This window comes from Flammeovirga yaeyamensis (assembly GCF_018736045.1).
Classification (GTDB): Bacteria; Bacteroidota; Bacteroidia; order Cytophagales; family Flammeovirgaceae; genus Flammeovirga; species Flammeovirga yaeyamensis.
Genome location: NZ_CP076132.1, coordinates 1183674 through 1209214 on the forward strand (window position 1 = coordinate 1183674; position 25541 = coordinate 1209214).

At 34.4% G+C, this 25541-nt stretch carries 19 protein-coding genes; 5 read left to right on the plus strand and 14 right to left on the minus strand.

What is annotated here, in order from left to right; all coding sequences use genetic code 11:
• Window positions 1-54: 54 nt before the first annotated feature.
• The 3 genes from KMW28_RS04595 to KMW28_RS04605 form a co-directional block, all read right to left on the minus strand.
• Window positions 55-417 carry a hypothetical protein gene (locus tag KMW28_RS04595; RefSeq protein ID WP_205958186.1) on the minus strand — a complete coding sequence of 121 codons (363 nt, stop codon included), beginning with the start codon at window positions 415-417 and terminating at the stop codon, window positions 55-57.
• 181 nt (window positions 418-598) lie between these two features.
• Window positions 599-2257, minus strand: coding sequence for an alpha-glucan family phosphorylase (gene glgP, locus KMW28_RS04600; protein ID WP_066209876.1), 1659 nt, complete (start codon window positions 2255-2257; stop codon window positions 599-601).
• Between the two features lie 303 nt (window positions 2258-2560).
• Entirely contained in the window at window positions 2561-2782 is a 222-nt protein-coding gene (locus KMW28_RS04605; protein WP_215585803.1) for a hypothetical protein, read from the minus strand.
• 165 nt (window positions 2783-2947) lie between these two features.
• Here KMW28_RS04605 and KMW28_RS04610 point away from each other — a divergent pair, with 165 nt between their 5' ends.
• Entirely contained in the window at window positions 2948-5989 is a 3042-nt protein-coding gene (locus tag KMW28_RS04610) for a PD-(D/E)XK nuclease family protein (RefSeq protein WP_169664349.1), read from the plus strand.
• 174 nt (window positions 5990-6163) lie between these two features.
• Window positions 6164-7366: a tetratricopeptide repeat protein gene (locus tag KMW28_RS04615; RefSeq protein ID WP_169664350.1), complete on the plus strand. Its 1203-nt coding sequence runs from the start codon at window positions 6164-6166 to the stop codon at window positions 7364-7366.
• A 32-nt stretch (window positions 7367-7398) separates the two neighbouring features.
• Here KMW28_RS04615 and KMW28_RS04620 read toward each other — a convergent pair whose 3' ends face one another.
• From KMW28_RS04620 to KMW28_RS04655, 8 genes are all read right to left on the minus strand, one after another.
• Window positions 7399-8163, minus strand: a complete 765-nt coding sequence (locus tag KMW28_RS04620; protein WP_169664351.1) for a LytR/AlgR family response regulator transcription factor — start codon at window positions 8161-8163, stop codon at window positions 7399-7401.
• A gap of 9 nt (window positions 8164-8172) precedes the next feature.
• The gene (locus tag KMW28_RS04625; protein ID WP_215585805.1) at window positions 8173-9138 is read right to left on the minus strand and encodes a sensor histidine kinase; all 966 of its coding nucleotides are present in this window, start codon (window positions 9136-9138) and stop codon (window positions 8173-8175) included.
• A gap of 164 nt (window positions 9139-9302) precedes the next feature.
• Complete coding sequence (locus KMW28_RS04630) at window positions 9303-10634, minus strand: TolC family protein (RefSeq protein ID WP_169664353.1); 1332 nt, start codon at window positions 10632-10634, stop codon at window positions 9303-9305.
• An 11-nt stretch (window positions 10635-10645) separates the two neighbouring features.
• Window positions 10646-13681: an efflux RND transporter permease subunit gene (locus KMW28_RS04635; protein ID WP_169664354.1), complete on the minus strand. Its 3036-nt coding sequence runs from the start codon at window positions 13679-13681 to the stop codon at window positions 10646-10648.
• The gene (locus tag KMW28_RS04640; RefSeq protein ID WP_169664355.1) at window positions 13681-14736 is read right to left on the minus strand and encodes an efflux RND transporter periplasmic adaptor subunit; all 1056 of its coding nucleotides are present in this window, start codon (window positions 14734-14736) and stop codon (window positions 13681-13683) included. Before KMW28_RS04640 ends, KMW28_RS04635 begins: the two co-directional genes overlap by 1 nt.
• Before the next feature lie 180 nt (window positions 14737-14916).
• Window positions 14917-15720 (minus strand): polyphosphate kinase 2, encoded by an 804-nt coding sequence (gene ppk2 / locus KMW28_RS04645; RefSeq protein ID WP_066209868.1) that lies wholly within the window; start codon window positions 15718-15720, stop codon window positions 14917-14919.
• A gap of 31 nt (window positions 15721-15751) precedes the next feature.
• Window positions 15752-16396 carry a ribonuclease H1 domain-containing protein gene (locus KMW28_RS04650; RefSeq protein WP_066209867.1) on the minus strand — a complete coding sequence of 215 codons (645 nt, stop codon included), beginning with the start codon at window positions 16394-16396 and terminating at the stop codon, window positions 15752-15754.
• A gap of 97 nt (window positions 16397-16493) precedes the next feature.
• Window positions 16494-16994 (minus strand): GNAT family N-acetyltransferase, encoded by a 501-nt coding sequence (locus tag KMW28_RS04655; protein WP_169664356.1) that lies wholly within the window; start codon window positions 16992-16994, stop codon window positions 16494-16496.
• Window positions 16995-17220: 226 nt separating this feature from the next.
• On the opposite strand from KMW28_RS04655, the gene KMW28_RS04660 reads away from it, so the two are divergent.
• Entirely contained in the window at window positions 17221-17367 is a 147-nt protein-coding gene (locus tag KMW28_RS04660) for a hypothetical protein (protein WP_169055531.1), read from the plus strand.
• A gap of 74 nt (window positions 17368-17441) precedes the next feature.
• Here KMW28_RS04660 and KMW28_RS04665 read toward each other — a convergent pair whose 3' ends face one another.
• Window positions 17442-18065: a response regulator transcription factor gene (locus KMW28_RS04665; protein WP_169664357.1), complete on the minus strand. Its 624-nt coding sequence runs from the start codon at window positions 18063-18065 to the stop codon at window positions 17442-17444.
• Window positions 18066-18253: 188 nt separating this feature from the next.
• A complete protein-coding gene (locus tag KMW28_RS04670; RefSeq protein WP_169664358.1) occupies window positions 18254-21211 on the minus strand; it encodes a sensor histidine kinase in 2958 nt (985 codons plus the stop codon).
• Window positions 21212-21432: 221 nt separating this feature from the next.
• Here KMW28_RS04670 and KMW28_RS04675 point away from each other — a divergent pair, with 221 nt between their 5' ends.
• Window positions 21433-22920 (plus strand): MFS transporter, encoded by a 1488-nt coding sequence (locus KMW28_RS04675; RefSeq protein WP_169664359.1) that lies wholly within the window; start codon window positions 21433-21435, stop codon window positions 22918-22920.
• Between the two features lie 66 nt (window positions 22921-22986).
• Here KMW28_RS04675 and KMW28_RS04680 read toward each other — a convergent pair whose 3' ends face one another.
• Window positions 22987-24630 carry a M43 family zinc metalloprotease gene (locus KMW28_RS04680; RefSeq protein WP_169664360.1) on the minus strand — a complete coding sequence of 548 codons (1644 nt, stop codon included), beginning with the start codon at window positions 24628-24630 and terminating at the stop codon, window positions 22987-22989.
• Window positions 24631-24762: 132 nt separating this feature from the next.
• Between KMW28_RS04680 and pyrH the strand changes: the two genes are divergently transcribed.
• Window positions 24763-25470 carry a UMP kinase gene (gene pyrH, locus KMW28_RS04685; protein ID WP_066209855.1) on the plus strand — a complete coding sequence of 236 codons (708 nt, stop codon included), beginning with the start codon at window positions 24763-24765 and terminating at the stop codon, window positions 25468-25470.
• The last annotated feature ends 71 nt before the right edge of the window (window positions 25471-25541 follow it).

The window sequence follows — 25541 nt, forward strand, 5'->3', positions numbered from 1 at the left end:
TGGGGAGAATTTGATAAGAGAAAAACACATCAATTATCCAATCGAAGTGAATAACTACACTCTTTTTCTAAAATATTGAAAGTATTTACGCCAAGAAAAACGCTTACGTGTTGATAAGTAAGACTTGTTTTTTTCATTTTGATATGCTTCTTGTTCAAAACAGATCAATCGATAGGCTTTACTCACATTTTTGTGAATAAGTAATTGAAAAAGAAAGTCTAAAAAGTAGATAAAATAAAAAGTTATCAACAATAGTTCTTTTTGTTGAGCGAAATGAATTTTTTCATGTAAAATCATCCTTTTCCATTCCTCAGAATGTTGATAACTCTCAAATTCTTTTCGCACAAACACAAAAGGATAAACAGCCATTGCTGTATACCCCTTAAATGGAATAAATCTGTTGATAACTACTATCATACATATAATTTCCCTTTATTTTTTGATGATTCAAAATACAATAGAAAGTTTACTTCCCTTTGTGGTTCGAATTTCGGTTAAATAAAATGGGATTGCGAAGATAAAAAAAGCGAGCCTAATTTCATTAGACTCGCTTAGTAAATAACAATTGTATAGTAAATAGGCGTTAACCTACTAATTTTTACTCATTGTATAATTTTTCGTAGTACTGCAATGCCATACGGTTAGCATCGAAGTAAGGAAGAACGTCTCTCATAGAGTTTTTCACTCTTTCGTTCCACTCTTCTGGCTTGTCGTAGTATGTTGGGATGATCTCATTCTCCAAGATATCTAACAAGCTGTTCAAGTCTTGCTCATCTTGCTCGTGGATTGGAGCGTTCAAATCAGCTAGAGGAAGAACGTATGAGTTCTCACCGTTAGCAAATTCAGGAATCCAACCATCGTTTGTAGAAAGGTTAATACCACCATTCATTGCAGATGTCATACCTGATGTACCAGAAGCCTCACGAGGTACACGTGGGTTGTTCAACCATACGTCAGAACCTTGCTTCAACTTACGAGAAAGCTTCAATTCGTAACCTACTAAAACAGCCATGTTACCATAGTCTTTAGAAAGGTGAACTAGTTGGTTGAATACTGAAACCGCACCGTAATCCATTGGATAAGGCTTACCTGCCCAGATAATTTGAACTGGACGGTCTGGGTTGTTCATGATTCTGTTGAAACGCTCTTTGTTTCTAGTGATCAAGTCAGCACGCTTATATGCAGCGAAACGACGTGCCCAAACGATAGTCAAGACTTTAGGGTCCATCAACTTACCAGTTTGGTCAGCTACTGTTTCGAATAATTTCGATTTTAAGTATCTCTTACGATCTAATAATTTCTCGTCATCTTCTTTATGAAGTGCTGAGTACAATTGATCGTCTGCCCAATACGTTCTGTTTTGTGCGTTAGTGATTGATGTGATACGGCAAATGTTGTCGTATTTGTTCCACATATCATTTGATACCTCACCGTGTAATTTAGATACACCGTTAGCTACTCTCGATAGACGTAAACAAGCAAGAGAGTGATCGAAAGTATCGTTTTCGATACCTGTCATTTTTCTTACTTCGTCTAATGGAATACCATTGAAGTAACCTAATTTATTAAGGAAGTGGATATCGTGCTTCTCGTTACCAGCTTCTTCAGGTGTGTGAGTAGTGAAAACTAATTTTTCTTTCACTTTCTCCATGTCTTTACCATACTTGTTCGCTAAGTGGAACGCAGCAGGAAGGGCGTGAGCCTCGTTGAAGTGGTAAACTTCAGCGTTATATTCTAACTCATCTAATAATTTAGCACCACCTAAACCTAATAGCATGTACTGAGCAACTTTTGCAGAAGCGTCAGCGTCATATAGACGGTGAGAAATTGATTGTGACAAGTAATCATTTTCAGGTAGGTCAGTCGTCAAGAAGAACATTGGTACTGTCTTGAATACGTCTGGACGCAAATACTTAGCAGTTACCCAAACTGGGTGACCGTTTACTTCGATAGTAAATTTGATATTTGTGTCTTCCAAGAAGTTGTTGATCTTCTCTTGGAATAACGCATCCATTTCTTGGTTACCTTTACGTACTTGGTCATAGTAACCGTACTTCCAAAGAATACCAATACCGATGAAGTTTTGGTTAAGCTCGTAGCTTGAACGCATGTGAGAACCTGCTAAGAAACCTAAACCACCAGAATAGATTTTAAATGGTTGGTCGATAGCAAATTCCATACAGAAATAAGCAACACGCTTTTTGTATTTGGGGTCGTAAGCGTAAGGGTGTTTGAAGTTTTCTTCGAAACGTGACATATGATTAAAATTGATTTATTTTATTGTTTTATTTTCAGTTGAATACGAATTGACGTCAAATGGACAATTCTAAATTCTGATTGCAATTTTTAGAATTTATTTTTCTAATGTTATGATGTAGATCACCATTTTAAGAAACCTTTTCAGAAACCGATTGCGAAACCGTTGTAATGTTAAAGGTTAGACTTAAATATTTCGATTTTTTTGATTTTTAAACAAAAAAATTCATGAAATAGTAAATTTTAAATAACATTCTATGGGTTATTATCAATTTGTTACAAACATTTGATAGTAACTTTTTCTCTATTTTGAGGGTACAGGAACAGGATCAAGAACAAAAACTGCCTTCTTCAAACGTTGATATTGAAAATACATTCCAATCATCAAAGCTAAAGCGGTCATAAATATCCATGATACAGCTTTCCATATTAGGGAAAGAAGATATTGAAATCCTTTAAATATTGGGAGAATGATAAATGTTGCAATTATCAATAAAATTGTTGTACAAAATGTATAGAAGTTCATATTTGGGCGGATTATTAAAGTGAATCTCTACTCAATTTACGAACAAATCTGCTATAGGTTTTACTTTTGGTGAAATTTATTTTGATACACCTTAAATATTATATTTTTTCCTCTTATTTTCGATGCTAGAAAAAGTTATTATCTACCCCCTTTTTTCCCTTAAGAATGAAAACCTATCCTTCACCATTTTTATTAGAAGTAGCAAGAAATGTCTATCAGCAACATAAAAATGAACTAACTAAAATTATTGTTGTACTGCCTTCTCGAAGAGCCTGTATGTACTTTAAACAATATTTTGGTAGTGTTATCGATCAATTAACCATCGCTCCTCAAATTATATCGATGGAAGGATTTGCAGAATTGTTCTCTCAATTATTGAAAGCGGATGATGTGACCTTATTGTTCGAACTATTTAAGGTGTATCGGGAAAAAGATAAGGATTTAAAAATTGAGGAATTTGTTCATTTAGGGAAGTCACTTCTTTCAGAATTCAAAATGATTGATAATAATCTGAATGAAAAGGAGGTAGACGAGATGTTCGAACATCTAAATGAAATAAAGCTTTTAGAAGATTGGGCACAAGGATTAGGTGATGAGGAAAAAGAAGATTTAAAAAACAATTGGAGGGAGGGGAAGACTTCCATGACTGAGTTCTTGATATTCTGGCAACGCCTTGCTGATTCTTATGCGACGTTTAAAAAATCGTTATTATCAAAAGGTTTGGCTTATGGCGGTATGCTTTTCAGAGAAGCACTTACAAATCTGGAAGCTAGAATGGAGGAACTTGAAATAGAGAAAGTCATTTTCGCAGGTTTCTCTCAAATGAGTGGGGTAGAACAAGAGATCGTTCAAAAATTAAACGATTTAGGAAAAGGACAAACCTATTTCGATGCTGATAAACGTTATTTAGATAAATCAATCAATCACGAAGCAGGTTACTATTTAAGAAAATATGTGAATGGTTTTGGCGCCCAACACCCTCATTTTGCTATAGACCAATTCAATACCCACGATAAAGTGGTAGGGTTTAAATCAGTGAGTTCAACGGTTGGAGAAGTAAAATTGGCAGGGGAGTGGCTTACTTCTTTATTATCGACTGAAAAAGATAAATTAGAGTTTAGTCAAACGCTAAATCATACTGCTATCTTATTACCCGATGAAAGCCTACTACCTGCTTTACTAAAATCATTGCCTGATATTACTTTTGAAGATGGGAAGACGTTGGCCGAATATACCAACATTACCATGGGTGTAAGTTTTGATACTACTCCACTTTTTGATCTTATCAAAGTGATTTTCAAAATGAAAGAAAGGGTAGAAGAAAAGGATAAAAAGGCCTATTTTTATTTCAAGGATGTTCAGAACATATTAAGACACCCTTTCTTCAATAGCAATTATAGAGAAATAGATCAGATTGCTAGCAGCATTTTAGATGATATTGTCAACAAAAATTTCATCAATATTCCTTTAGATTACCTGGTGGATGCATCGGGTGACATGGAAATATTCAAGGTGGTATTCCGACCTTGGAAAAATAACTACAAGGACATTATCAAAAACTTTATCGACTTGATCAATGCCTTATTGCGTATGATGAAATCGAGCATCAATTCGGTAGGAGAAGAGGAAGTAAAAATATCCGATTCTATTTATAGTTATGAACAGGAGCTGTTAAGTATATTATTCGAGCACTTAAAACATTTGAATAAGGTTATTGAAGATTCAAAAATTGAATTATCTACATCCCCGTTTAAAACATTGCTTTTAGAGTTGCTGAGAGGAACTAAAGTACCTTTTACAGGTGTACCTATCGCCCCGTTACAGATTATGGGTATGTTGGAAAGCCGTGCTTTGGATTTTAAAAACGTCTTGATTCTGACTTGTAATGAAGGAATGCTCCCAACAAAAAAATCTGTAGAAGCGATTATACCATTCGATATCCGATCGAATTATGGATTACCTACATACAAAGATAAAAACGCCGCTTTTGCTTATACTTTCTACCGCTTATTCCACCGTTCGGAACATCTAATGTTTAGTTATTTGGATGCCAATTCTGGAAGTGATGTAGGCGAACAAAGTAGATACCTGCTTCAGGTAAAGGAGGAAATGATGGAAGACAGTGGATTTAGAGTAAAACAAATAGACGATCATCAAGAAGCTTGGTTATTGGCAAAAGCAGATAAAACAATGTCGGAACCAATTAAGGTATCGAAATCCGAAGAGTTAAAAGAAAGTATCATTACTCGATTGAAAAAAGGGGTCAGTCCATCATCCATAAGTTCATATATCAGAAATCCACTCACGTTTATAGATCAAAAAGTAATTGGGTTAGATGAGTCGGATGATATTGAAGAGGATTTGGATTCTAGAAGCTTTGGTAATGTAGTGCACACTGCTATGGAATGGGGTTTTAGAAGAATGGCAGGTTTAAAAGATGAGTATGATCCTAAGAAAAAGGAAATTCAACCTTCTTTTGTTTTGAGGATAGATGATTTTAAGAAAGCTATAGATGACCGACCTTTTATCATTCAACTTATTGAAGACGCTGCCAAGAAAGAGAAGGTAGAGTTGGTGAAAGGTCAAAACCTTTTATTAAAATCGGTTGCTGAGAATATCATCGTACGCTTTTTCAAAAAACAGATCGTGGAATTGGAGGCATCCGAATCGAAAGCTTTTGGAATTGTTCGATTGGAGGAGTTTATCAATCACAATGTCACATTGGATATAAATGGAGAAAAAGTAGAGTTACGTTTGGCTGGTATGGCCGATAGAATAGACGTTTTAGATGGTAAACTAAGAATTGTAGATTATAAATCGGGAAGCTATGTGGAGGCGAAAATGAAGCCCAAAGATTGGGAGGTATTTATCGATGATGTGGATTATGCAAAAGCCTTACAGATTTCTTTGTATTCTTATTTGACTAAATCAGCTATGGGCGATCCATCAAATGCTCATTTTCATCAGATGATAAGGGCATGTAATGAAGTGCTCGCTAAGGAAAAAGTACCAACTATCGATTTCTCAAAAGATATTGATGCTGGATTTTATTTCTTCAGAAAAATCAATGATGGATTAATATCATGTAAATTGGATGGCACTTTTTACGGAGAAGAAATGGACTTTTTACCCAAAACAGAGAAATGGTTAGAACTTTGGGGTAAACACCTGCTTGACACAGAAACATTGCTTGAAGATGTAATTTGAATTGTAAAAAAACTTAAAATATCTTATAGAAAGGATAAAGACTGCCTAACATTGGTTTATTGAGTATAAATTGAGTTGTCTTTTTAAAGAGTAACGCAAAAACTACTCTGGGACTACTACCAAATTTGTTCTTCAATTGGAAACTACGCCTTGAGGTTTATTTATAAAAGCATATTGATATTAGTATTTTTCCTCACTAATAATGAAGTGAATGCACAGCAAAAACTTCCAAAATTAGATGAGGTAGATATGCTTATGACCAATCTTACGGTACAGCTCGAAATTACTTCTGGTATTGACGCCATGTATAACTTCGATTTTAAAGTGGCAGAAGGACAATTTCATTGGTTAAAAAGTCATTACCCCGAACATCCCTTACCTTATTTTTTAATGGGTCTATGCCAATGGTGGAAAATTGTTCCTAATATTGAAAATAATACTTACGACGATCAATTTTTTGCTTATATGGATTCTGCTATTTATTACGCAGAAGCGATGTACAAAGAGGATAAAAAGAATCAAGAAGCACTTTTCATTTTAGCAGGTACTTGGGCTTTTGAAGGGCGTTTACATGGTGAAAGACATCATTGGACAAAAGCTACTTTCTCGGTAAGAAAGGCATTGAACTATTTCGATAAGTTGAAAGAAATGCCTAAAACCGATCTTACTCCTGAGTTACTTTACGGAGATGGGCTTTACAATTACTATGTAGAGTGGATCAAGGAAAATTATAAAATGCTTCGTCCAGTTTTATGGGTATTTGATTCTGGAGATAAAGAATTAGGAATTGAACAGTTAGAAACATGTGGTAAAGAGGCTTTTTATACACGTATAGAAGCGATGTATTACCTGATGAAGGTACATTCTTCTAAAGGAGGAAAAATGATTCGTGCCCTTCAGATTTCTGACTATTTGCACACGAAGTATCCAAATAACCCTTACTTCCATAGATATTACGCTCGATTATTATACTATAGCGGACGCTACCCTCAATTATTTAAAGTCTGTAAATCGCTTTATGATAGAGTAGAAGAGAAACAGACGGGATACGAGGAAATGAGTGGTCGTTATGCTGCTTTCTTCTTAGGGTCTTATTATAGAGATTACCTTGGTGACAGAGATTCAGCTGAATTCTATTTCAAGAAAGCGGTGCAATATGTAGAAGAAATTAAAGATTTTGGATCGGGATATTATCATTACTCTTTAGCTGCTTTGGCAAGAGATGCTAAAAAGCAAAAGGATTATGAAGCTGCCGAAAACTACTACACCAAAATCCAATTGTATGCAGTAGGTAGAAAAGATTTACTTTCAGAAGCAAAAGCGTTTAGGAAGGAAAATAAGAAGAGGAAGAAACAAGAAAGGAAAAACCAAAAATAGTCATCATTCAGAAAGAAATGATGACTATTTTTTTATTGATCAATCCACATTTTGAAGGTGTTGGCCTTTAATCTGCTGATCATGATTTCCGGTTGTTCATTTGTGGTAAGAAAGACGGCTAACTTTCCTCCAAAGTGATTTTCAAAACTCTTAATACTTTGAATACTCACAATACAACTTCTATTTACTCTAAAGAAATCTTTTGGATCTAATTGAGATTCCAAGCTTTCCATCGTATGGTTAAGTATGTATTCTTTCCCGCTAAATAAAACGGCTGTGGTGATATTAGATTCACTTTTTAAATAAGCAATCTCGTTGACATCCAATTTGTAATAGGCCTGTGTTCCTTGTATCAAAAAGCGTTTTCTATATTCTTTCTTTTCCCCCTGAATAGCTGATAAGATCAATTGGTAATCGATGTCTTCTGATTTACTAGGGGTAATTGTCGCTTCAAGTTTTTCAATCGCTTTACTTAATTTGTTTTCATCAATTGGCTTTAGAAGATAATCCACACTGTTTACTTCGAATGCTTGGATGGCATATTGATTAAAAGCAGTGGTAAAAATTATCGGTTGGTTGATCTGTGTTTTATCAAAAATAGAAAATGAAATACCATCTTTTAATTGAATATCCATAAAGATAACATCACATGCATTGGGTTGATTTGAGAACCACTCTATAGCTGTGCTTACTTTATCAATTTTATCTACTAATTGCCAATCTGGACGAAGCGTTTGAACCATTAATTCTAACATTTCGGCATTATACATTTCATCTTCGATAATTAAATACTTCATTTCCTTGGTTTATACTAATGGTAATTTTACAGTAAAATGTGTGGTTGATTTATCTATCAATATAGGTTTATCTACTAAGATGCCAAAGCGCTTTTTTAAGTTTTCTAGGCCCTTCTTAGTGGAGTAAGCTGATTGTTTCTCGTTTAGTGTATTTCGAACTATCAATTGATTTCCTTCATCAAATATTTCAATTTTGAGTGGATTTTCTTTATCTGCTATATTGTGTTTTATGGCATTTTCAATAAGTAATTGTAAAGTCATTGGAGGGATCTCTTTATTTAAGTTTTCCTCAGATAATTTGATATCAAGAAATATGCTATCCTTCGCTCTTTCTTGATGAATGGAAGTGTATTGATTCACAAACTCTACCTCTTCTTTTACTTGGATCGTCACCCAATCAGAATGTTGCAAAGCGTATCTACTTATATTGGAAAAGTTAGTGATAAATGTCTTTGCTTCTTCTTCTTTCTTCAAGACTATCAAAGACTTTAATATACTTAGGTTATTAAAGAAAAAGTGTGGGTTTAATTGATCCTGAAGTGCTTTGTAGCTCATTTCAACTTTATCTCTTTTTAGTTTCTCTACTTCAGAAATCATTTCGATTCCTTTATTGATGATTCTAAATAGAATGAATATAAAGCTGATGGAAATGAAAATAATAATAGAGACCAAAAAGAATAAAACAGTTGCTATGATGGTGTCCCTCTCATAATTAGGAAATTGAATCAATAACATCAAACCACATAGAATGATTAAGGCAGATACTGATGAATATCCTAGCTGACTTAAGATTCTTCTTCTAAAGTTCTTTGGTGTAAAGGGGATCTTTTTTTCTAGTTGTTTATCAATCCAAATTACGGATTCTACTAACAAAACATAGAAGAATGTTCCAGCAATAAATGGAGTTAAAATATTTACACCTTTTGGCGGCCCACCCATTAATTCTAATAATCCATAATTTGATGCTAACCCCAATATTATCGTAAGTAATATTCTTTGGATGATAGACTTCCGGGTATATATGTTATCTGGCTGGTGGATCATATTCTCTAATTTAAAAACACTATACCAAAAGTAGAAAAACTTTCGATATAGTGTAATTTACTTGGATACAACGACTATCTAAAACTCAATTAAAACTAATTAATAGGAGGGTTTTCTATCTGACCTGTGGCACGAAGCCACTTTGTTTTTAATACTTCATGATTTTTTAAAGCGAGGATCAACTCAAACTGCATTTTTAATAACTCAGATTGTGATTGTAAAACATCAGTAGTAGTATTTAAACCTGATGAAAAACTCACTTTGGTTTCTTCTAAACTTTCTTCTGCCTGCTCGATGTTCTCTTGAGCAATGGCGATCGATCTTTTATTTTCATCTAATTGATACCCAATCTGACGTATCTCAATAGATATCATTTCTGTAGCATTGTCTTTTTGATGAATGGCCTCTTGTGTTTTTAAACGTGCTACAGTCATTTTTTCTTTACTTTCTTTGAAGTGGAAAATCGGAATTTTAACGGCTCCACCAACCACACCAATGGGGTCGATATTATCTAAACCATTGTTGCCATAGATATAAGCACCACCAGCCATAACACCCACTTGTGGTAAATAATCTGCTTTTGTCGACTTCTGTTCCAATACACTAATTTGAACTTGATTCTCTAAAAGCTTTATTTCTGATCTTTGCGATAATCCAGTTTCTACTCCTTCTTGAATATTGTATTGCTGTTCGTTAAAATCTAATTGATCAAAGAAATCAAATTGACTTTCATCTTCTACACCAATAATCTGACTTAAAAAGAGTTTAGCCAATTTTACTTGATTTTCGGCTTTTACTTGCTCTAATTCAGCTTGATTTTTTTGTACACTTACTTTTAGTTTTTCACTTAAAGGAAGAAGACCTTCCGAATACATCAAGTCCATTTGAGATTCCAAACTGTCCAACATTTCCACATAGGTTTTTGTCAGCTTTACACCTTCTTTGGCTGCAATTACATTCCAATAGGCTTCATCTGTTTTCTCTACCAATTGAGCATAGGTTAACTTATAGTTTTCCTGACTCATCTCTTTTCCCAATTTGGCTTGGGCATTTACCGCTTTTATTTTACCGCCAGTGTATACAGGTTGTACCGCAAATACGCCAGCAGTAAGAATACTTGGCTTGTCTACTCCAATAGCAGGGATACTTGGTCCTCCAGGAATAGACATTCCAGGGAATAAATCCAATTCTAAAGTAGGCATCATAATACCAGTTGCAGAACCTTCAATACTCGGTAAATAAGCTTTCTTTGCCAACTTGTAATTGGCTTCTGCTTCTTGAATCTTTAAAGCAGCTGTCTTTAGGTCTCTATTATGAGATAAGGCCATTGCTCTACAATCCTCTAAAGACAAAGTTTCTTGTGCTTGAACGTTTGAGGTGATCATTAACCACCCCAAAACGTAAAGCATTAATTTATAATTACTCATTGTGTTTCTAATTATTTTACCTCAATTCGATACATGAAAGCATAGAGTACTGGGATCACCATAAGAGTGATTAGTGTACCTACTAATAAACCTGACATGATTGTTAAAGCGAGTGCCCCAAACATTGGATCGGAAAGCAATGGAATCATACCTAAAATAGTAGTCATCGAAGCCATCATCACTGGACGCATTCTAGACATAGCTGCATCCACAGTAGCATCCAACCTACTTTTTCCTTCTTCTAAACCAATGTTGATTTCGTCCAAAAGCACGATCGCATTTTTGATAATCATACCAATCAAACCTAAGGCACCGATAATGGCCATAAAGTCGAAGAACATACCAGTGATGTTGAAACCGATACTCACACCAACAAAGGCAAATGGAATCATCATGAATACAATCAAAGACTGCTTTAGGTTATTGAACAACGCAATAGTGATGATAACAATAAGTCCTATGGCTAATGGGAAGTATTTGAATAAAGCTTTATTGGCATCGTCTTGAACACCTACCATACCACCATAAGTAATACTATATCCGTGAGGTAAGTGAATCGCTTCAATATCCTCTTTGATATCACTCATTAACTCTACACCCGTGAATCCCTCTTTTACATCACTTTCTACGCTAAGGCATCTTGTTCCATCTTTTCTTTTGATGGCATAATCTTCTAAATCGACTTTGATAGAATCAGTCACTTGGGCCAAAGGAACACTAAACTGAGATCGTTCACCCCAAACAGGAACACTGCCAATATTCTCGATGTTTTCATCCAGAGTCGATTTACTTTTCAAGACAATAGGTACTTGATTTTTACCCTCGTAAAGTGCACCGATTGGAATTCCTTCAGTCTGTATTTGTAGAGAACGACCCATGTCTAATCTTGTAATGCCTAATCTTTGTGCATGTTCTAAAGAATACTCAGGAGTGATTTTTTTCGATTTATTTCCCCAGTTATCTGTAACATTTTTCGACTTTTCACTATTCAGTAAAATCACTTTTGCTTGGTTGCCAAGCTCTCTTAATACCGCCGGGTCTGGGCCTCTAAATTCAACGGATAACTCAGAACCTTCGAATGAAGCACCATACTCTAATAATCTATAATGTGCATGCGGGTAGTGATCATCAAGATATTGTTGTACTTGAGGGATGACCTCATGAACACTTTCCACTGTTTTTGTTTCAATAATGAATTCTCCATAGTTAGAACCACCATTTGACATTGGTCGCATCAATGTAAAACGTGCTGGAGGACGGCCTAAAGAAAGCGTGATGTTCTTGATATCATCAATTAGTTTTAGATCTCCTTCGATCTCCAACATTTCCTTTTCTACAGCATTTAGATTACTTCCTTCAGGTAATTCGTATTCAACAACAAACTGATCGTATGGGATTTTCGGCATGAAATCAATTCTCATATATTTCATTCCATATAAAGACCCAATTAATATTATTGAGATTCCAATTAAGAAAGCACTATTGTGTTTTAAAGCATACAATAAGGATCCTCTAAACGTTTTGTAGATTCTGTTATCATATGGTGTAGGTTGACCTTCTTGTCTCTTATTTCCTTCTTTTCTGTAGAAGAATTTAGCCATGAATGGGGTTTGTATCATGGCAAATACCCAACTCAATAATAGTGAGATGACTAATACGGTGAATAATGAACTCAAGAATTCACCTGCCGAGTGGGGGGCCATGGCCAATGGGAAGAAAGCTAAAATGGCAATCAAAGTTGCACCAAGAAGTGGCATTGCTGTTTTCTTAGCCGTACTCACAAAAGCCAATTTAGGGTTGATTCCTTTTTTTAGGTCAACTAAAATACCATCGGCAACCACAATAGAGTTATCCACCAGCATGCCCATTGCTAAGATAATAGCCGCCAAAGTGACTCTATGTAATGGCAAGTTGATGGTCAACATAACGATTAGTGTACCCAAAATTGTGAACAATAATCCACTCGATATCAAAAGGCCAGAACGATAACCCATTGCTAGCAATAGAATAACTATTACAATAGCGATAGAAATGACTAAGTTGAAGACGAAATCGTTTACCGCCACTTCTACTCTTTGAGGCTGAGAATAAATCTCTTTAATCTGAATTCCTGCAGGAAGTTCTTCTTGTAGTTCTTGCATTCTTTGATCCAATCGATCACCTAATTCAACTACATTAATTCCCGATTCGTTTGAGAAACCTAATGCTAAAGCTTGTTTTCCATTAAAGTAAACACCCTCACGTTTTGGAGCGAAGAAACCTCTTTTTACGGTCGCAATATCTCCCAATCGGAAAGATCCACCTTGTGGAATCTGAATGATGAGATTTTCAACATCAGCGATATCATTAAACTTGCTTTCAACATTGATACGCATCGACAATGCATCAACATCTAGGTTTCCAGCATTGGCAATTTCACTTTGGTTTTTCATTGCCATAGCAATAAACATGGGATTGATCTTCATACCTGCCAACTTCTCTTGGTTGAAAAGTATTTCGATCGATTCCGTTTGTGTACCAAAGATCTGAGAACGTCGAACGCCTTCTACTTTTAAGATTTCTCTCTCAATAAGTTCAGTGTATTTCTGAAGTTTCGGCAGGGTATAACCTTCAGAAGTAATAGCATACAACATTCCATAAGTATCCGCAAAGTCGTCGTTTACAATTGGAGTGTAAGCCCCCTGAGGAAGCATCATTTCCACATCTTTCACCTTTCTTCTCAAGTGATCCCAAAGCTGAGGAAGATCGTCTGTATCTACATTTTGTTGGATATCAATTTGTATTACTGACAATCCTGCTGATGATGTAGAAGTGACTTTATCTATATGTTCTAATTTCATGATGCCTCTTTCCAAGACATCAGTCACTTCTAGTTCTACTTCGTGCTGAGTTGCACCAGGATAAGCTGTAATAACAATCGCCGATTTGATAGGAATTTCAGCATCCTCTAATTTCCCGATATTGAGGTAAGAAAATACCCCTCCAATAAGCACTGCTACTAATAATGAAGTGATCAGTGCTTTTTGGTCTAATAATTTTTCTAACATTATAGCAGCCCTCCGATATTCGTTTTAGATGGTTTTTGAATAGGTGCTACTTTTTGATTTTCGATTAAATCATATACACCTGCCACAACAATTTTCTCTTCTGTTTGTAAACCTGAAAGCACTTCTACTCTTCCATCTTTTAATGGTTTTCCAAGTACTACATTTCTTTTCTTCAGTTTATTTCCGTTTTGAATGACCCAAACCGAAGTTTTTTGATTTCCATCAAATACAGCAGACAATGGAACAGATAGGGGAGTGTCTTTACTTTCTAAAGTCACCGAAGTGATACCCAACATTCCAGACTTGATTCGTTTGTCTTGGCTATCCAATAAGAAAGTCAGTTCATATAAATCGTCAGGACCAGCTTTCTTACTTATCGTTTTAAACTCCAATGGTAAGTCTGCTAATTGAAGGCTTTGAATATCCAACTTTGCTTCCTTAATATACTGTACCAAGTAAAGCTGAGAAGAAGGGACTTTTGTACTCACTTCTAAAGAGGATACATCGATCATAGAAACCACAGGAACTCCTGGTCCAACAGTAGTATGATCATTTATAAATTTTGAAGAGATATAACCCGAAATTGGAGCTCTTAAATCTGTATCGTATAATTGATTTTGAGCATTCTCGTAAGCAATTTTAGCAAGTGTCACTCCCGATTTAATCTTGTCATAGGTATTTTCCGGAAGCTTATTTTTATCGTATAATTTTTGATAACGATCTAACTCCTTCTTGGCTTGTTGATATTGTGTTTTTGTTTGTTCTAACTGCAGTAAATAATCACGTTGATCGATTTGTGCAATGATCTGACCTTTCTTTACATAATCCCCTTGCTTCACTCTCACCTTTTGAACGGGGCCACCCACTCTAAAAGACATCACAATTTCAGTTTTCTCTTTTACCTGACTGTTGAAAGTGACATCAGATGATAAGTGATGATTGGAGACAGTCTCCGTTTTTACATATTTAATTTTTTCCTGAGATGTATCGTTCGCCGTTTGAGTACAGCTGATCATTAGTCCTCCCATTAATAGTAATCCAAGTATTTTTTTCATGATTGATGATTTTTGATTTGTCTTAATGACGCCTCAAAAGTATTTCAATGGGAGAGGGTATTTATTTTAAAATGACTGAAGTGATAGAATTAAGAAGTGAAGTGATCAAATTGATAGGTGAAAAAAACAGGTGAAATAAAAAATCCTGTAAATATGCTACGATATCTACAGGATCTTCTTTTAGTATTTATCCGGAACAAACGTCTGTTCATCCAGCGGAGGTCTAACATACCCTTCCTTATTAATTGGAGGGAGGTCGATTTTCTTATACTTGATTTCTTTATAAGGGACTTTCGATAAAAAGTGACTGATACAGTTCAATCTAGCTTTCTTCTTGTCGTCTGCTTTGACCACAAACCAAGGCGATTGTTTGGTATCGGTGTAAGCAAACATATTGTCTTTTGCTTTAGAATATTCTACCCACTTTGCCCTAGACTCTAAATCCATTTCCGAGAACTTCCATCGTTTTATAGAAGAATTGATACGTTCTGCGAAACGCTTTTCTTGCTCTTCATCAGAAACAGAGAACCAGTATTTAATTAAAATGATGCCGGAACGAATCAACATTCTTTCGAATTCAGGACAAGTTCTTAAGAATTCTTGATATTGATCGGGAGTACAGAAGCCCATGACATGTTCTACACCGGCTCTGTTGTACCAACTTCTATCGAATAAAACAATTTCTCCTGCCGCAGGAAGATGAGGCACATATCTTTGGAAATACCACTGAGATTTTTCTTTTTCGGTAGGAACGCCAAGGGCCACAATTTTCGCCACACGCGGATTTAGTTTTTCTGTAATTCTTTTAATTACACCACCTTTTCCAGCGGCATCTCTACCTTCAAAAATAACGACTACTTTTAACCCTTCTTTCTTTACCCACTCTTGCATTTTAACCAATTCGGTCTGCAATTTTTCTAACTCACCTTCGTAATAGTCTTTTTGTAGTTTTCCTTTCTTGGTGTATTTCTCTTCTTTGCTCATCTATGCGGTATTTTAGGTTAAATTTTGATGTCTACTTTCTACCAAAATCAGCAGGAATTTCCCCCCAATGCTTGGTTTCCCATTTTCGAATAGGATTCATATATGTATTCGTCTCCAACCATTTGATAGCTCTGTCGATCATATCAAATAATTGAGCGTTTTTATTATTCTTTTCTAATGTTGTTTTGATCTTCTTTTCTCTGACCCACTTCATCGCTGTACGACTATCAGTATATACTATTGTCTGATCGTACTTATGTTGTTTTAGGTAAGCCAATGCGTGAACAATACCTAAAAACTCACCTATATTATTTGTACCATCCTCATAGGGTCCCTGAATAAATAGTTGCTGACCATTCTCTAACCAAACCCCTCTATATTCCATGGGGCCTCTTGCTCCAGAACAAGCAGCATCAACGGCTAAGCTATTGTTCATAATAGGTAACCCTACTGTTGGATCATAAATCTGCTTCGGTTTTTCTCCTGCTTTTTTCTTTACAATATATTCTGCAGGATTCCCTTTAAAAGCAATTTCAGCCTCTCTTAAAGAATCAAAAGATTTATATTTCGCACCTTTTACTCCTTGCACATGTTTTTGGCATTCTGCCCATGTCTTATACACACCGGGAGTTCCACCCGACCACACTACATAAAACTTTTGTTTCTTATTCGCCATTGTTTTTACTTAATTAACCTATGAATTTAAGCATTACTTTTTGGATGAAAAAGAAACTAAGAAAGGAGATTTGAATAATTCTTTCAGTTTGATGATTTTACAATTCCAATTCATGCTGATGCCATTCGACCTCATCTTCCTTAAAAGAATGCGTAAAGGCAAAGCCTAGCTTTTCAATCACTCTTTTTGATGCTGAATTGTGTATCATACATCTAGCCACCACTTTTTTCACCTCTTTCTTTTTTGCCCATTCTAAACAAGCAATAGCCGCTTCAGTAGCAAACCCTTTATTCCAAGCATTGTGCATCAAGCGAAAACCAATATCCACTTCTTGGGTATCAGGATGATATTTTAAACCACACCATCCAATGTATTTATCAGTTGATTTGAGTCGAATGGTCCAGCGACCCATTCCATGAAGTTCATAATCATTATACTTTCTGATAAAAGACAGCGTTTCTTCTAGATTTTTAAATGCTACATCACCTGTAAATCGCATGACTTCGGGATCCGAATTGAGAAGGAAAAAACCTTCAGCATCTCTCTTAGAGAATTCAGAAAAGGTCAATCTTGAGGTGTTTAAAGGTAGTTTTGTCATGTTTAGATGAAGAAAAAAAGTAGGATAAATAAGAATAACAATTATTTGAAATCAGTAAAATGTTGAAAAACAGATTCAATAACCGATTTTTTTTGAAAAAATGATCAACTTTTTAAAAGGTATCCTAGAAAAAACTTGAAGAATAAATAGATATAAGTTAAATTTGCACGCTCATAATTCTAGGATTGTGACCTTAATAATGTAATTGATTTAATTAAATATAATCATGGGATATACAAAACTTATTAGAAAGTCTAGAAGAAATAAGACAATCGCTCTTAAGCGTGTGAAAACTATCCAACGTTTGAGCGCTAAGCCAGTAATCAAAAAAGTTGACGTTGAAGCTATCAAAGCTGAATTCGCTGCTAAGTAATTTGAATTACTAAAGTTAAAAAAAGTCTAGAACCGAAATTCTAGACTTTTTTTATTGACTATATTTTTTGAGGCTTAAATAAAACCTTCGCTTTTGGCTTTCGTTACCGCCTCAATTTTATTAGAGACTTGTAATTTCAAGTAGATATTTTTGATGTGGAATTTGACGGTATCTTTCGACACAGAAATCTGATCGGCAATATCCATATATGATTTTCCTTCTGCTAATAGGTTAAGGACATCAGTTTCTCTGTTGGTAAGTGGAGATTCGCTTTCTCTTCTAAACGATTTAACTACCAATTTCGCGATCTGTGTACTCATTGGTGCTCCGCCTGCAGAAACTTCATCCAATGCTCTCAATAATTGAGTGTGATTACTATTCTTTGTGATATACCCAGTAGCTCCGGCACATAGTGCATCGAATACATACTGACTATTTTCGTGAACAGAAATAATTAAAATATCTGTTCTAGGTAAAGTCTGACGAATATTTCTTGTCCCTTCAATGCCATTCATTCCGGGTAAATCAATATCCATTAATACAATATCAGGTAAATCAGTTTCAAGTTTATTTAATGCATCTTCACAAGTGGTATAGGCATTGACAACTTCATAATTAGAAGTCTTTGTCTCTATAAGTAGTTGAAAAGCTTCTTGAACATCTTTATTATCCTCGACAATGATAATTTTCTTTTTCATAATATGCTAGGTACAAAAAAAAAAGAGATGATTCAATTTAAATTGTCACCTCTTTTTTGAATTTCAACAATAAGAATGAGTTCCCCAACTCAGTTGAGGGTTATAGTCCGGATTTGTACTGCTTAACGATTCATTAATTCAAAAGTACGTGATAAAGCAATATGACGTACTACCCTAAAGGGTAGTTTTTAGGGTAGTTGTTCTAGATTCTTATTGAAAGTAACTGATACTGTTGTTCCTATGCCAGGTTGTGATTCAACCGATATATGACTTTTTTTCATTTTTTTTGTACGAGAATGCATGTTTTGAATGCCGTTACCATAATTCGTAGTTTCTTTATCGAAGCCATTTCCATCATCTTTAATACTTATGGTAATGGTATCTGCTTGCTGAGTTAAAGAGAAGTGTACGTGTTTTGGTTGGGCATATTTAGCAATATTGGTCATAGCCTCTTTAAATATAAAAATCAATTGTAAACTCCATGAATGTGGAAGAATAAGCCTTTCGATTTTATCAGAAACTTCTTTTTGTGCATGAAAACGGATTTGTAGTTCTTCAAAGAATTCATCACCAAAGTCTTTGATGTGATCGAATACAATTCCTAAAACATCATTTTTAGCATCAATAGACCAAATAAAATCCCTTGTCCCGTTGTATAACGATTTCGATTGACTCTCTATTCGGTTTAAAATCTTTTCTGTATCTGCATCTTTTCCTTTAAGTTTCATAGAAGCAAGGTCAGCTAATACAGTAATTGAAGCTAGCTTGTTACCCATTTCATCGTGAAAATCTTGAGCAATTTCTTTTCTTACTATCTGTAACTTTTTCTCTGCTTTATTTTTAGAATCAAGAATTTCTTGTAATTCATCTGATTTCCCTTTCTCGGTTTTAATTCGAGAATAAGAGTAATACGAGATACCAATAATTAGAATAACCAAGGATCCTATTTTAAAAAGTATATGTTCCCAAAAATATCCTTTAATAATTAGAGTGGCTACACTGGGTTCACTCCAATCCGAACCAATAGTTTTTCCTCTTAATAGTAATTGATATTCACCCGGAGTACTCTTATTAATGTTCAGTAGATCGGTATATTGAAATTCTATCCATTCAGCATCTTCAGATATTTTATATTGAAGAATTAAAGATTCCATTTCACTTAAAACATCTGATTCCAAAGGGATTTTTACACTACTAAACTTACTATGTGAATAAAAAATAGGAGCTGACCATTTTACTGTTGGAGGAAGAATACTCTTACATGGAATTGAATTCGGCATGGACATAATTCCTTGATAAGTACCAATCCATAATTGATGATTCGAACTTTCAAAAATAGTAGTGATGTAGTTACTAATTAGTCCCGAGGAAATATTAAATCTTCGAATCACTTTTTTGTTTCTGAGAACTATTAAACCTTCTGATGTTCCCACCCATAACTGCCCTAAATGATCAATAAATAGCTTAGTACAACGTATATTATTCATTTGATCAACAACTTTTATAGATGCATCTAAGTCACCCAAAACTAATTGATGCAGATTATAATTGGTGGCGATCCAAATACAGTTGTTTTCATTATCAAAGAGAATATCCTGAATTCTTTCTCCCGATGTAAACTCATCTACCCAAACTTTTCTTTTGGTTAGTTTCGTGTTTTTATCATGGTCATATAAACTTAAAGCACCTTTAGTGGCCACCCAAACTGTAGTATCTGAGATAATCGCATTGACAATTTTAGGTTGCGTAATTTTACCTTCAGGAAACTTATGGAAAGCTCTTTTAAGCTTCATATTATCTTCAAAAATCTTCAGAGTATCTTCTTCACTAAACCAAATTCCACTGTAATTTCTACCTACAAAAGTACTGTAGGAAATATCTAATGAATCTTTGTTTTCGAAAAATGTCCCATCATCAGAAGTATATAAAACTCTGTTATTGATCTTGTTGATATATACTCTAATATTTTTGTAACGTTCATAAGTATTACGGTTATCTAAATTGTATTCTATTACTTGGTTGGTGGTAGAAAAAAGTAGACTACTATCGTTTTCCTGATTGATGGATAGAATATGAGGAATAGATAATTCTTCGATACCAATGTAGTTGAAATCAAGGTTATTGACCATAAATAATCCATCTCCTTGAGTAGAAATCCATAATCGATCGTTGGAATCTACCATAATCGAGGAATTAGAAGATTTAGACTGGATATATTTATCAAGGTTAATTCTTCTACTGTTATCTTTTTTTACGTAATAACTTACTTGATGATGAAGTGATTCATTAATAGAGTATACAATATCTCCATTTTGTAAATCGTATATATTAGAAACAAAACATTCCTCACCAATAGGGTAGGTTTGTAAAATTGTTCCATTATCAGATACTTTTAGAATTTTACCCTTACAACCCACTAATAATCCGCCATCTTTAGATGGGTAAGCACAGGAAATGTATTCTTTACCTAAAGTCTTCTCGAAAAAGTTATCCGTCAGTTTAGTTCCTTCTATCACTCTGAACCCTTGGGAGTCTCTACCCATTGCCAACACTTTGTCTTTATATAGTGTGAGGCTGAAGGGAATGAATTTATCAATATCCAACATATAAGGTGGCAAACCTTTGTTTACTGAAAGGAACAGTTCTGTTTTACCATTTTTCTGTTTGGTATATGGGATGATGGTATCACCTCTTTTATTTTTTTCATCTGTAACATAACCTTTGGTCCATTGCCACCCATAAACTCTACCCTTATGTACGATTCCTTTATGAAGTTTATTTGCTCCAGGAGTTTGTAAATGTGGATAAGTATGTATGCTATCACTTTCTTGATTGTAAACATGAATCCCTCCTTTCCAACTGAAGATGTAGACAGAATCAGCATCGTTTTTATTGAACCCAATAATGAATGGTGATTGTAAACCATCTTTAGTACTGTAGGTCTTAAAATTTTTGCCATTAAAAGTACACATGCCATCATCTGTGCCTATCCATATTTTATCATCTTCCTCTAATAAATTATAAATAAAATTATGAGGTAAACCATCCTTGGTCGTCCAATGATGCACGTTTGGCTTCTGCCCAAAAACTTGATAAGTTATTAGAAATAAAAGAAGTAAGAAGTTGTATTTATAGTTATATGGCATAAGACCCATATTTTTTTCTAATTTTTTTTGATTCAGCAACCCGTTGAAAAAATAAATTTATGTATTTATACTTTATTAAGTGCTAAAAATCACCTAATTCATTCATTTTCCCGTTTATATTTGATGGTTATCAAAAGCATATTACAAATATTTTTCTGTATATTTTGATAACGAATAAAGTTAATAATGAAAATGAAATAAATGATTAAATCACTATAAGTATGCTGGAAATTCAAAAGAAACTAAAGTCCTCATTTTATACTATCTTAAGTTTACCCGCTACAGCTATGGGGTTTGCACTTTCCATCCAAATTTCTGCTTTGAGTTGGATTCTAAGTGAGAAATATGGATTCCACCTTGAAGAAATTGGTATTGTTTGGGCAGCAGGTCCATTAGCGGGAATAATAGCACAACCAATAGCAGGACTATTATCTGATAATGTATGGCTTTGGGGTGGGCGAAGAAGACCATTCATTTTAATAGGAGGTGTTTTGACTTCAATCATGTTACTTGCAATTCCTAATATGGATATAATAGGTAAGGCATTGGGGCAAGAAGGTGCAACTGTTGGTATCGCTATTGCCATTGCTTTAACCTTTGATTTAGCAATAAATGTAAGTTTTAACCCTACAAGATCAATCATTGCAGACGTTACTCCAGAAGGAGAAAAAAGAACAAGTGGATATACTTGGATGCAAACAATCTCTGGTACATTTGGTGTTTTAGCATATGCTATAGGTGCATTTTTTGATAACTATGTGTTAATTTATTCTGGTATTTTTATAGTGTTTGCATTTTCTGTTTTTCCATTATTTTTTATTGAAGAACCAAAACAATTAACTTCTACGAGCGAAGGTGAAGAACAATCTAAAGTATCGTTCTCAGAAATTATGGATGTGATTAAGCCACTTTATGGATTTCTTATCTATGCTTTTTATGTTATTGTAGCTAAAGTGTTAGACTTACCAACATCCAATATTTATATTGAGATAGGGTGCTTGGTAATTACTCTAATAGCAGGAATTCAAGTAATATTAGTTTCTAGAAATGTTGAAAAAGACAAACTTGAATTTCAAAAAATATTATTTGCACATTCGTTTACTTGGATAGGAGTTCAATCAATGTTTGTTTATATGTTGGCTTTTGCAAAAGTTAATGTAATGGGCTTTGAAATGGATCAGGAAGTAGCAGAAGTATTAAAAAATAATATTGGTAAAATTGTAGCTATATCCTTTCTGGTATTAAACCTAGTAGGTGCAATTTTCCCTTCTTTGATTATCAATCCACTAGTTAAAAAAATTGGTCAGGTAAAAACTCATACTATTTCTTTAGCAATAATGACTTTAGGGTACTTCGGAGTTTATAGTTTAGTAGGAAAAGATAGTGAATACTTGCTATATTTCTTTATGGTTGTGATTGGAGTTGGTTGGGCTTCAATTATTTCAATTTCATTTGCAATCATGTCCGAAAGAGTGGATAAATCAAAAATGGGATTATACATGGGCATTTTTAATTTGTCTGTTGTAGCACCGCAGTTAGTTTCCAGTTTTAAAATTGGACAACTAGTTAATTCTTATGATGATAAAGCTATACTATTCCTTATTTGTACAATTACATTACTTGTTTCAACTGTTTTATGGTTGACTGTTAGAGAAAAGAAAGGGATTGATAATACCCCTTCAGCAAGCACAGGTGGAGGCCATCATTAATATAAATGATAACAAAAAAGGGAAGTAATTTTGGTTACTTCCCTTTTTTGTTGTATCAGATAATCTTTATTGCTTAATCACTCTTTGATTGAAAACCCCAAAATCACTATTTAAGCGAACGAAATAAGTACCTCTAGGAAGGTTACCCAAATCAATATCAACCACTTCTTGATGTTGGCTAAGATCGAATGTTTTCACAACTTGACCTGTCGAAGAGATAACTTCAATTAGACCAACATGAGAAATAAAATCACCTATTGCTAAATGGAAAATACCATTGGATGGGTTGGGATAAATACTAAATGTTCTTGGAGAATTAGGCTTTAAACCAACAACACCATTATCAATATTAATTACATTGGATTCTAATGAAAAACCATCTTTATTTACTGCAAAAACTCTATAGGATACTTTTTTTTCAGCATCTTCAGAAGATGGTAGATAGTCGGTATAGCTTCTTGTACTGGGATCTAGAATTGGGCTACAATATGTAAAACCTTTGTCTTCTAGAGATCTCTCGATAATATAACCAGTAATTTCTCTAGTGCCTTCATCTGGTACTTCCCAAACGATTTTATTTATACCGTTTTCTTTATCGGAAATAATATCATCTACGTCCATTGTAACTGTTGCATTTGGTGCATTTTGATTGATGGTTTTTCTAGCTGTAGAAGCAACCAATACAGTATCTACTCTAGACTTTTGATCATTCGTAAATAATGTCATGCATGAATCATTGGTATAATCCATAAAGTTCTGATACATCGACGAGGAATAATTAACGGTATCGCATAAATATTTTGTATGGAACTCCGTGCTTTGATCACAATATGAAGTAGTATTTGTATCAGAGTGAGTTCCTTTAATTGCTGGGGTATCTTCACAATAATCAGATTTGGAACAATCAGAAGAAGCACTTCCCACACCCCAAGGGTGAAGTATCCCTAAATAATGCCCCAATTCGTGAGTCAATGTTCTTCCCATATGATAAGGACGTTTTAACCCAAAGTCATCTACTAATTCAGATCCAAAGTATCTATAATCGATTACAACGCCATCTTTTGATGTTGTTGCTATTTCAGAGGAATTGACTTCGTCCAAACCAGAAAGTGTTAGAATATTAGGAAAAAATGCATAGCCTAGATAATTGGAAGGTAGGGCGGTCACCCAAATATTTACATACCTATTGGGATCCCAAATATTTTGTTCGATAATGTCTTCGATTTCACCTGTACTAAAATATCCTTTAGAACCAGGGTCTTTATACATTCGGTTTATTCCTTCTTCTTGAAGCACATTACCCTGTGGATCATACAATGCTCTTTTTATTTCAACATTTAAAGCTGTAGCATCAAATTGAAATTCTTCGAGAGTTTGAAATCTATTTATATTCTTTTTATTTAAATCATTATTAGTCGCTTGAAATTGAGAGGCAATTTGATCGTAGCTTAAATTATTACCTGTCCCAATGCTAAAACCAGGATTGGTGTAAATAATATGTACAATGGTAGGTAAATTAGATTTTTGACTTCTATTTATAGTTTGAGAAAGACGAAGTGCAGAAGTTGTTCTAGGTAAAGATGGGTCATAACTATGGTTCACCAAGTGATTCCCACAACGTCTAAACGTTTGGGTTTCTTGTGAAAAAACCAAGGTCACAGAAAATAAAAAGACAGTGATTGTCAGTAAGTATTTGTTTTTTGATAACATATCTGAATGCAAATTCAATTAAAAAATGCTATATTATTGTATTGCAATATGATAAGTTTTTAGATAAGGTCAATATTTTATTCCATCATTTCTTTGACTTTTATATATTTGCAAAACTTCAATTAGCCATATATGAAATATAATAGAGTACTCCTAAAATTAAGTGGCGAAGCCTTAATGGGTGAGCAACAATATGGTATTGATCCTGCACGTCTGGAACAATACGCAAAAGAGATTAAAAAAGTAGTTGATGAGAAAGTAGAAGTTGCTATTGTCATTGGTGCTGGAAACATTTTCCGTGGTATGCAAGCGGGTAAAATGGGTATCGATAGAGTACAAGGCGATCATATGGGAATGTTAGCTACTGTAATCAATGGTATGGCCCTACAAAGTGCTTTAGAAGGCGAAGGGGTATATACTAGATTAATGTCCGGAATTCAAATGGATCAAGTTTGTGAGCCATTTATTAGAAGAAGAGCCGTACGTCACTTGGAAAAAGGTCGTGTGGTTATTTTTGGTGCTGGTACTGGTAACCCGTACTTTACAACAGACTCTGCTGCTTCATTAAGAGCAATTGAAATTGATGCGGATGTAGTATTAAAAGGTACTCGTGTTGACGGTATCTATACTGCCGATCCAGAAAAACATCCTGATGCTACTAAAATTGATGAGCTTACTTTCGACGAAGCACTAAACAAGAACTTGAAAATTATGGACCTTACTGCATTTACTTTGTGTAAGGAAAATGATTTGCCGATCGTTGTATTTGATATGAACAAGCCAAATAATTTATATCATTTAATGTCGGGTGAGGCTGTTGGTACAATTGTATCTCAATAATTAAAAGATCATAAACATAGTGATTTATTCACTATGCTGATTATATTTGAATTATAGATTATACTTAATCA

Coding starts and splice junctions, on each gene's coding strand:
- KMW28_RS04595 (WP_205958186.1), bottom strand. CDS start 417: ATGATAGTAGTTATCAACAGATTTATTCCATTTAAGGGGTATACAGCA.
- glgP (WP_066209876.1), bottom strand. CDS start 2,257: ATGTCACGTTTCGAAGAAAACTTCAAACACCCTTACGCTTACGACCCC.
- KMW28_RS04605 (WP_215585803.1), bottom strand. CDS start 2,782: ATGAACTTCTATACATTTTGTACAACAATTTTATTGATAATTGCAACA.
- KMW28_RS04610 (WP_169664349.1), top strand. CDS start 2,948: ATGAAAACCTATCCTTCACCATTTTTATTAGAAGTAGCAAGAAATGTC.
- KMW28_RS04620 (WP_169664351.1), bottom strand. CDS start 8,163: ATGAAGTATTTAATTATCGAAGATGAAATGTATAATGCCGAAATGTTA.
- KMW28_RS04630 (WP_169664353.1), bottom strand. CDS start 10,634: ATGAGTAATTATAAATTAATGCTTTACGTTTTGGGGTGGTTAATGATC.
- KMW28_RS04635 (WP_169664354.1), bottom strand. CDS start 13,681: ATGTTAGAAAAATTATTAGACCAAAAAGCACTGATCACTTCATTATTA.
- KMW28_RS04640 (WP_169664355.1), bottom strand. CDS start 14,736: ATGAAAAAAATACTTGGATTACTATTAATGGGAGGACTAATGATCAGC.
- ppk2 (WP_066209868.1), bottom strand. CDS start 15,720: ATGAGCAAAGAAGAGAAATACACCAAGAAAGGAAAACTACAAAAAGAC.
- KMW28_RS04650 (WP_066209867.1), bottom strand. CDS start 16,396: ATGGCGAATAAGAAACAAAAGTTTTATGTAGTGTGGTCGGGTGGAACT.
- KMW28_RS04655 (WP_169664356.1), bottom strand. CDS start 16,994: ATGACAAAACTACCTTTAAACACCTCAAGATTGACCTTTTCTGAATTC.
- KMW28_RS04660 (WP_169055531.1), top strand. CDS start 17,221: ATGGGATATACAAAACTTATTAGAAAGTCTAGAAGAAATAAGACAATC.
- KMW28_RS04665 (WP_169664357.1), bottom strand. CDS start 18,065: ATGAAAAAGAAAATTATCATTGTCGAGGATAATAAAGATGTTCAAGAA.
- KMW28_RS04670 (WP_169664358.1), bottom strand. CDS start 21,211: ATGCCATATAACTATAAATACAACTTCTTACTTCTTTTATTTCTAATA.
- KMW28_RS04675 (WP_169664359.1), top strand. CDS start 21,433: ATGCTGGAAATTCAAAAGAAACTAAAGTCCTCATTTTATACTATCTTA.
- KMW28_RS04680 (WP_169664360.1), bottom strand. CDS start 24,630: ATGTTATCAAAAAACAAATACTTACTGACAATCACTGTCTTTTTATTT.
- pyrH (WP_066209855.1), top strand. CDS start 24,763: ATGAAATATAATAGAGTACTCCTAAAATTAAGTGGCGAAGCCTTAATG.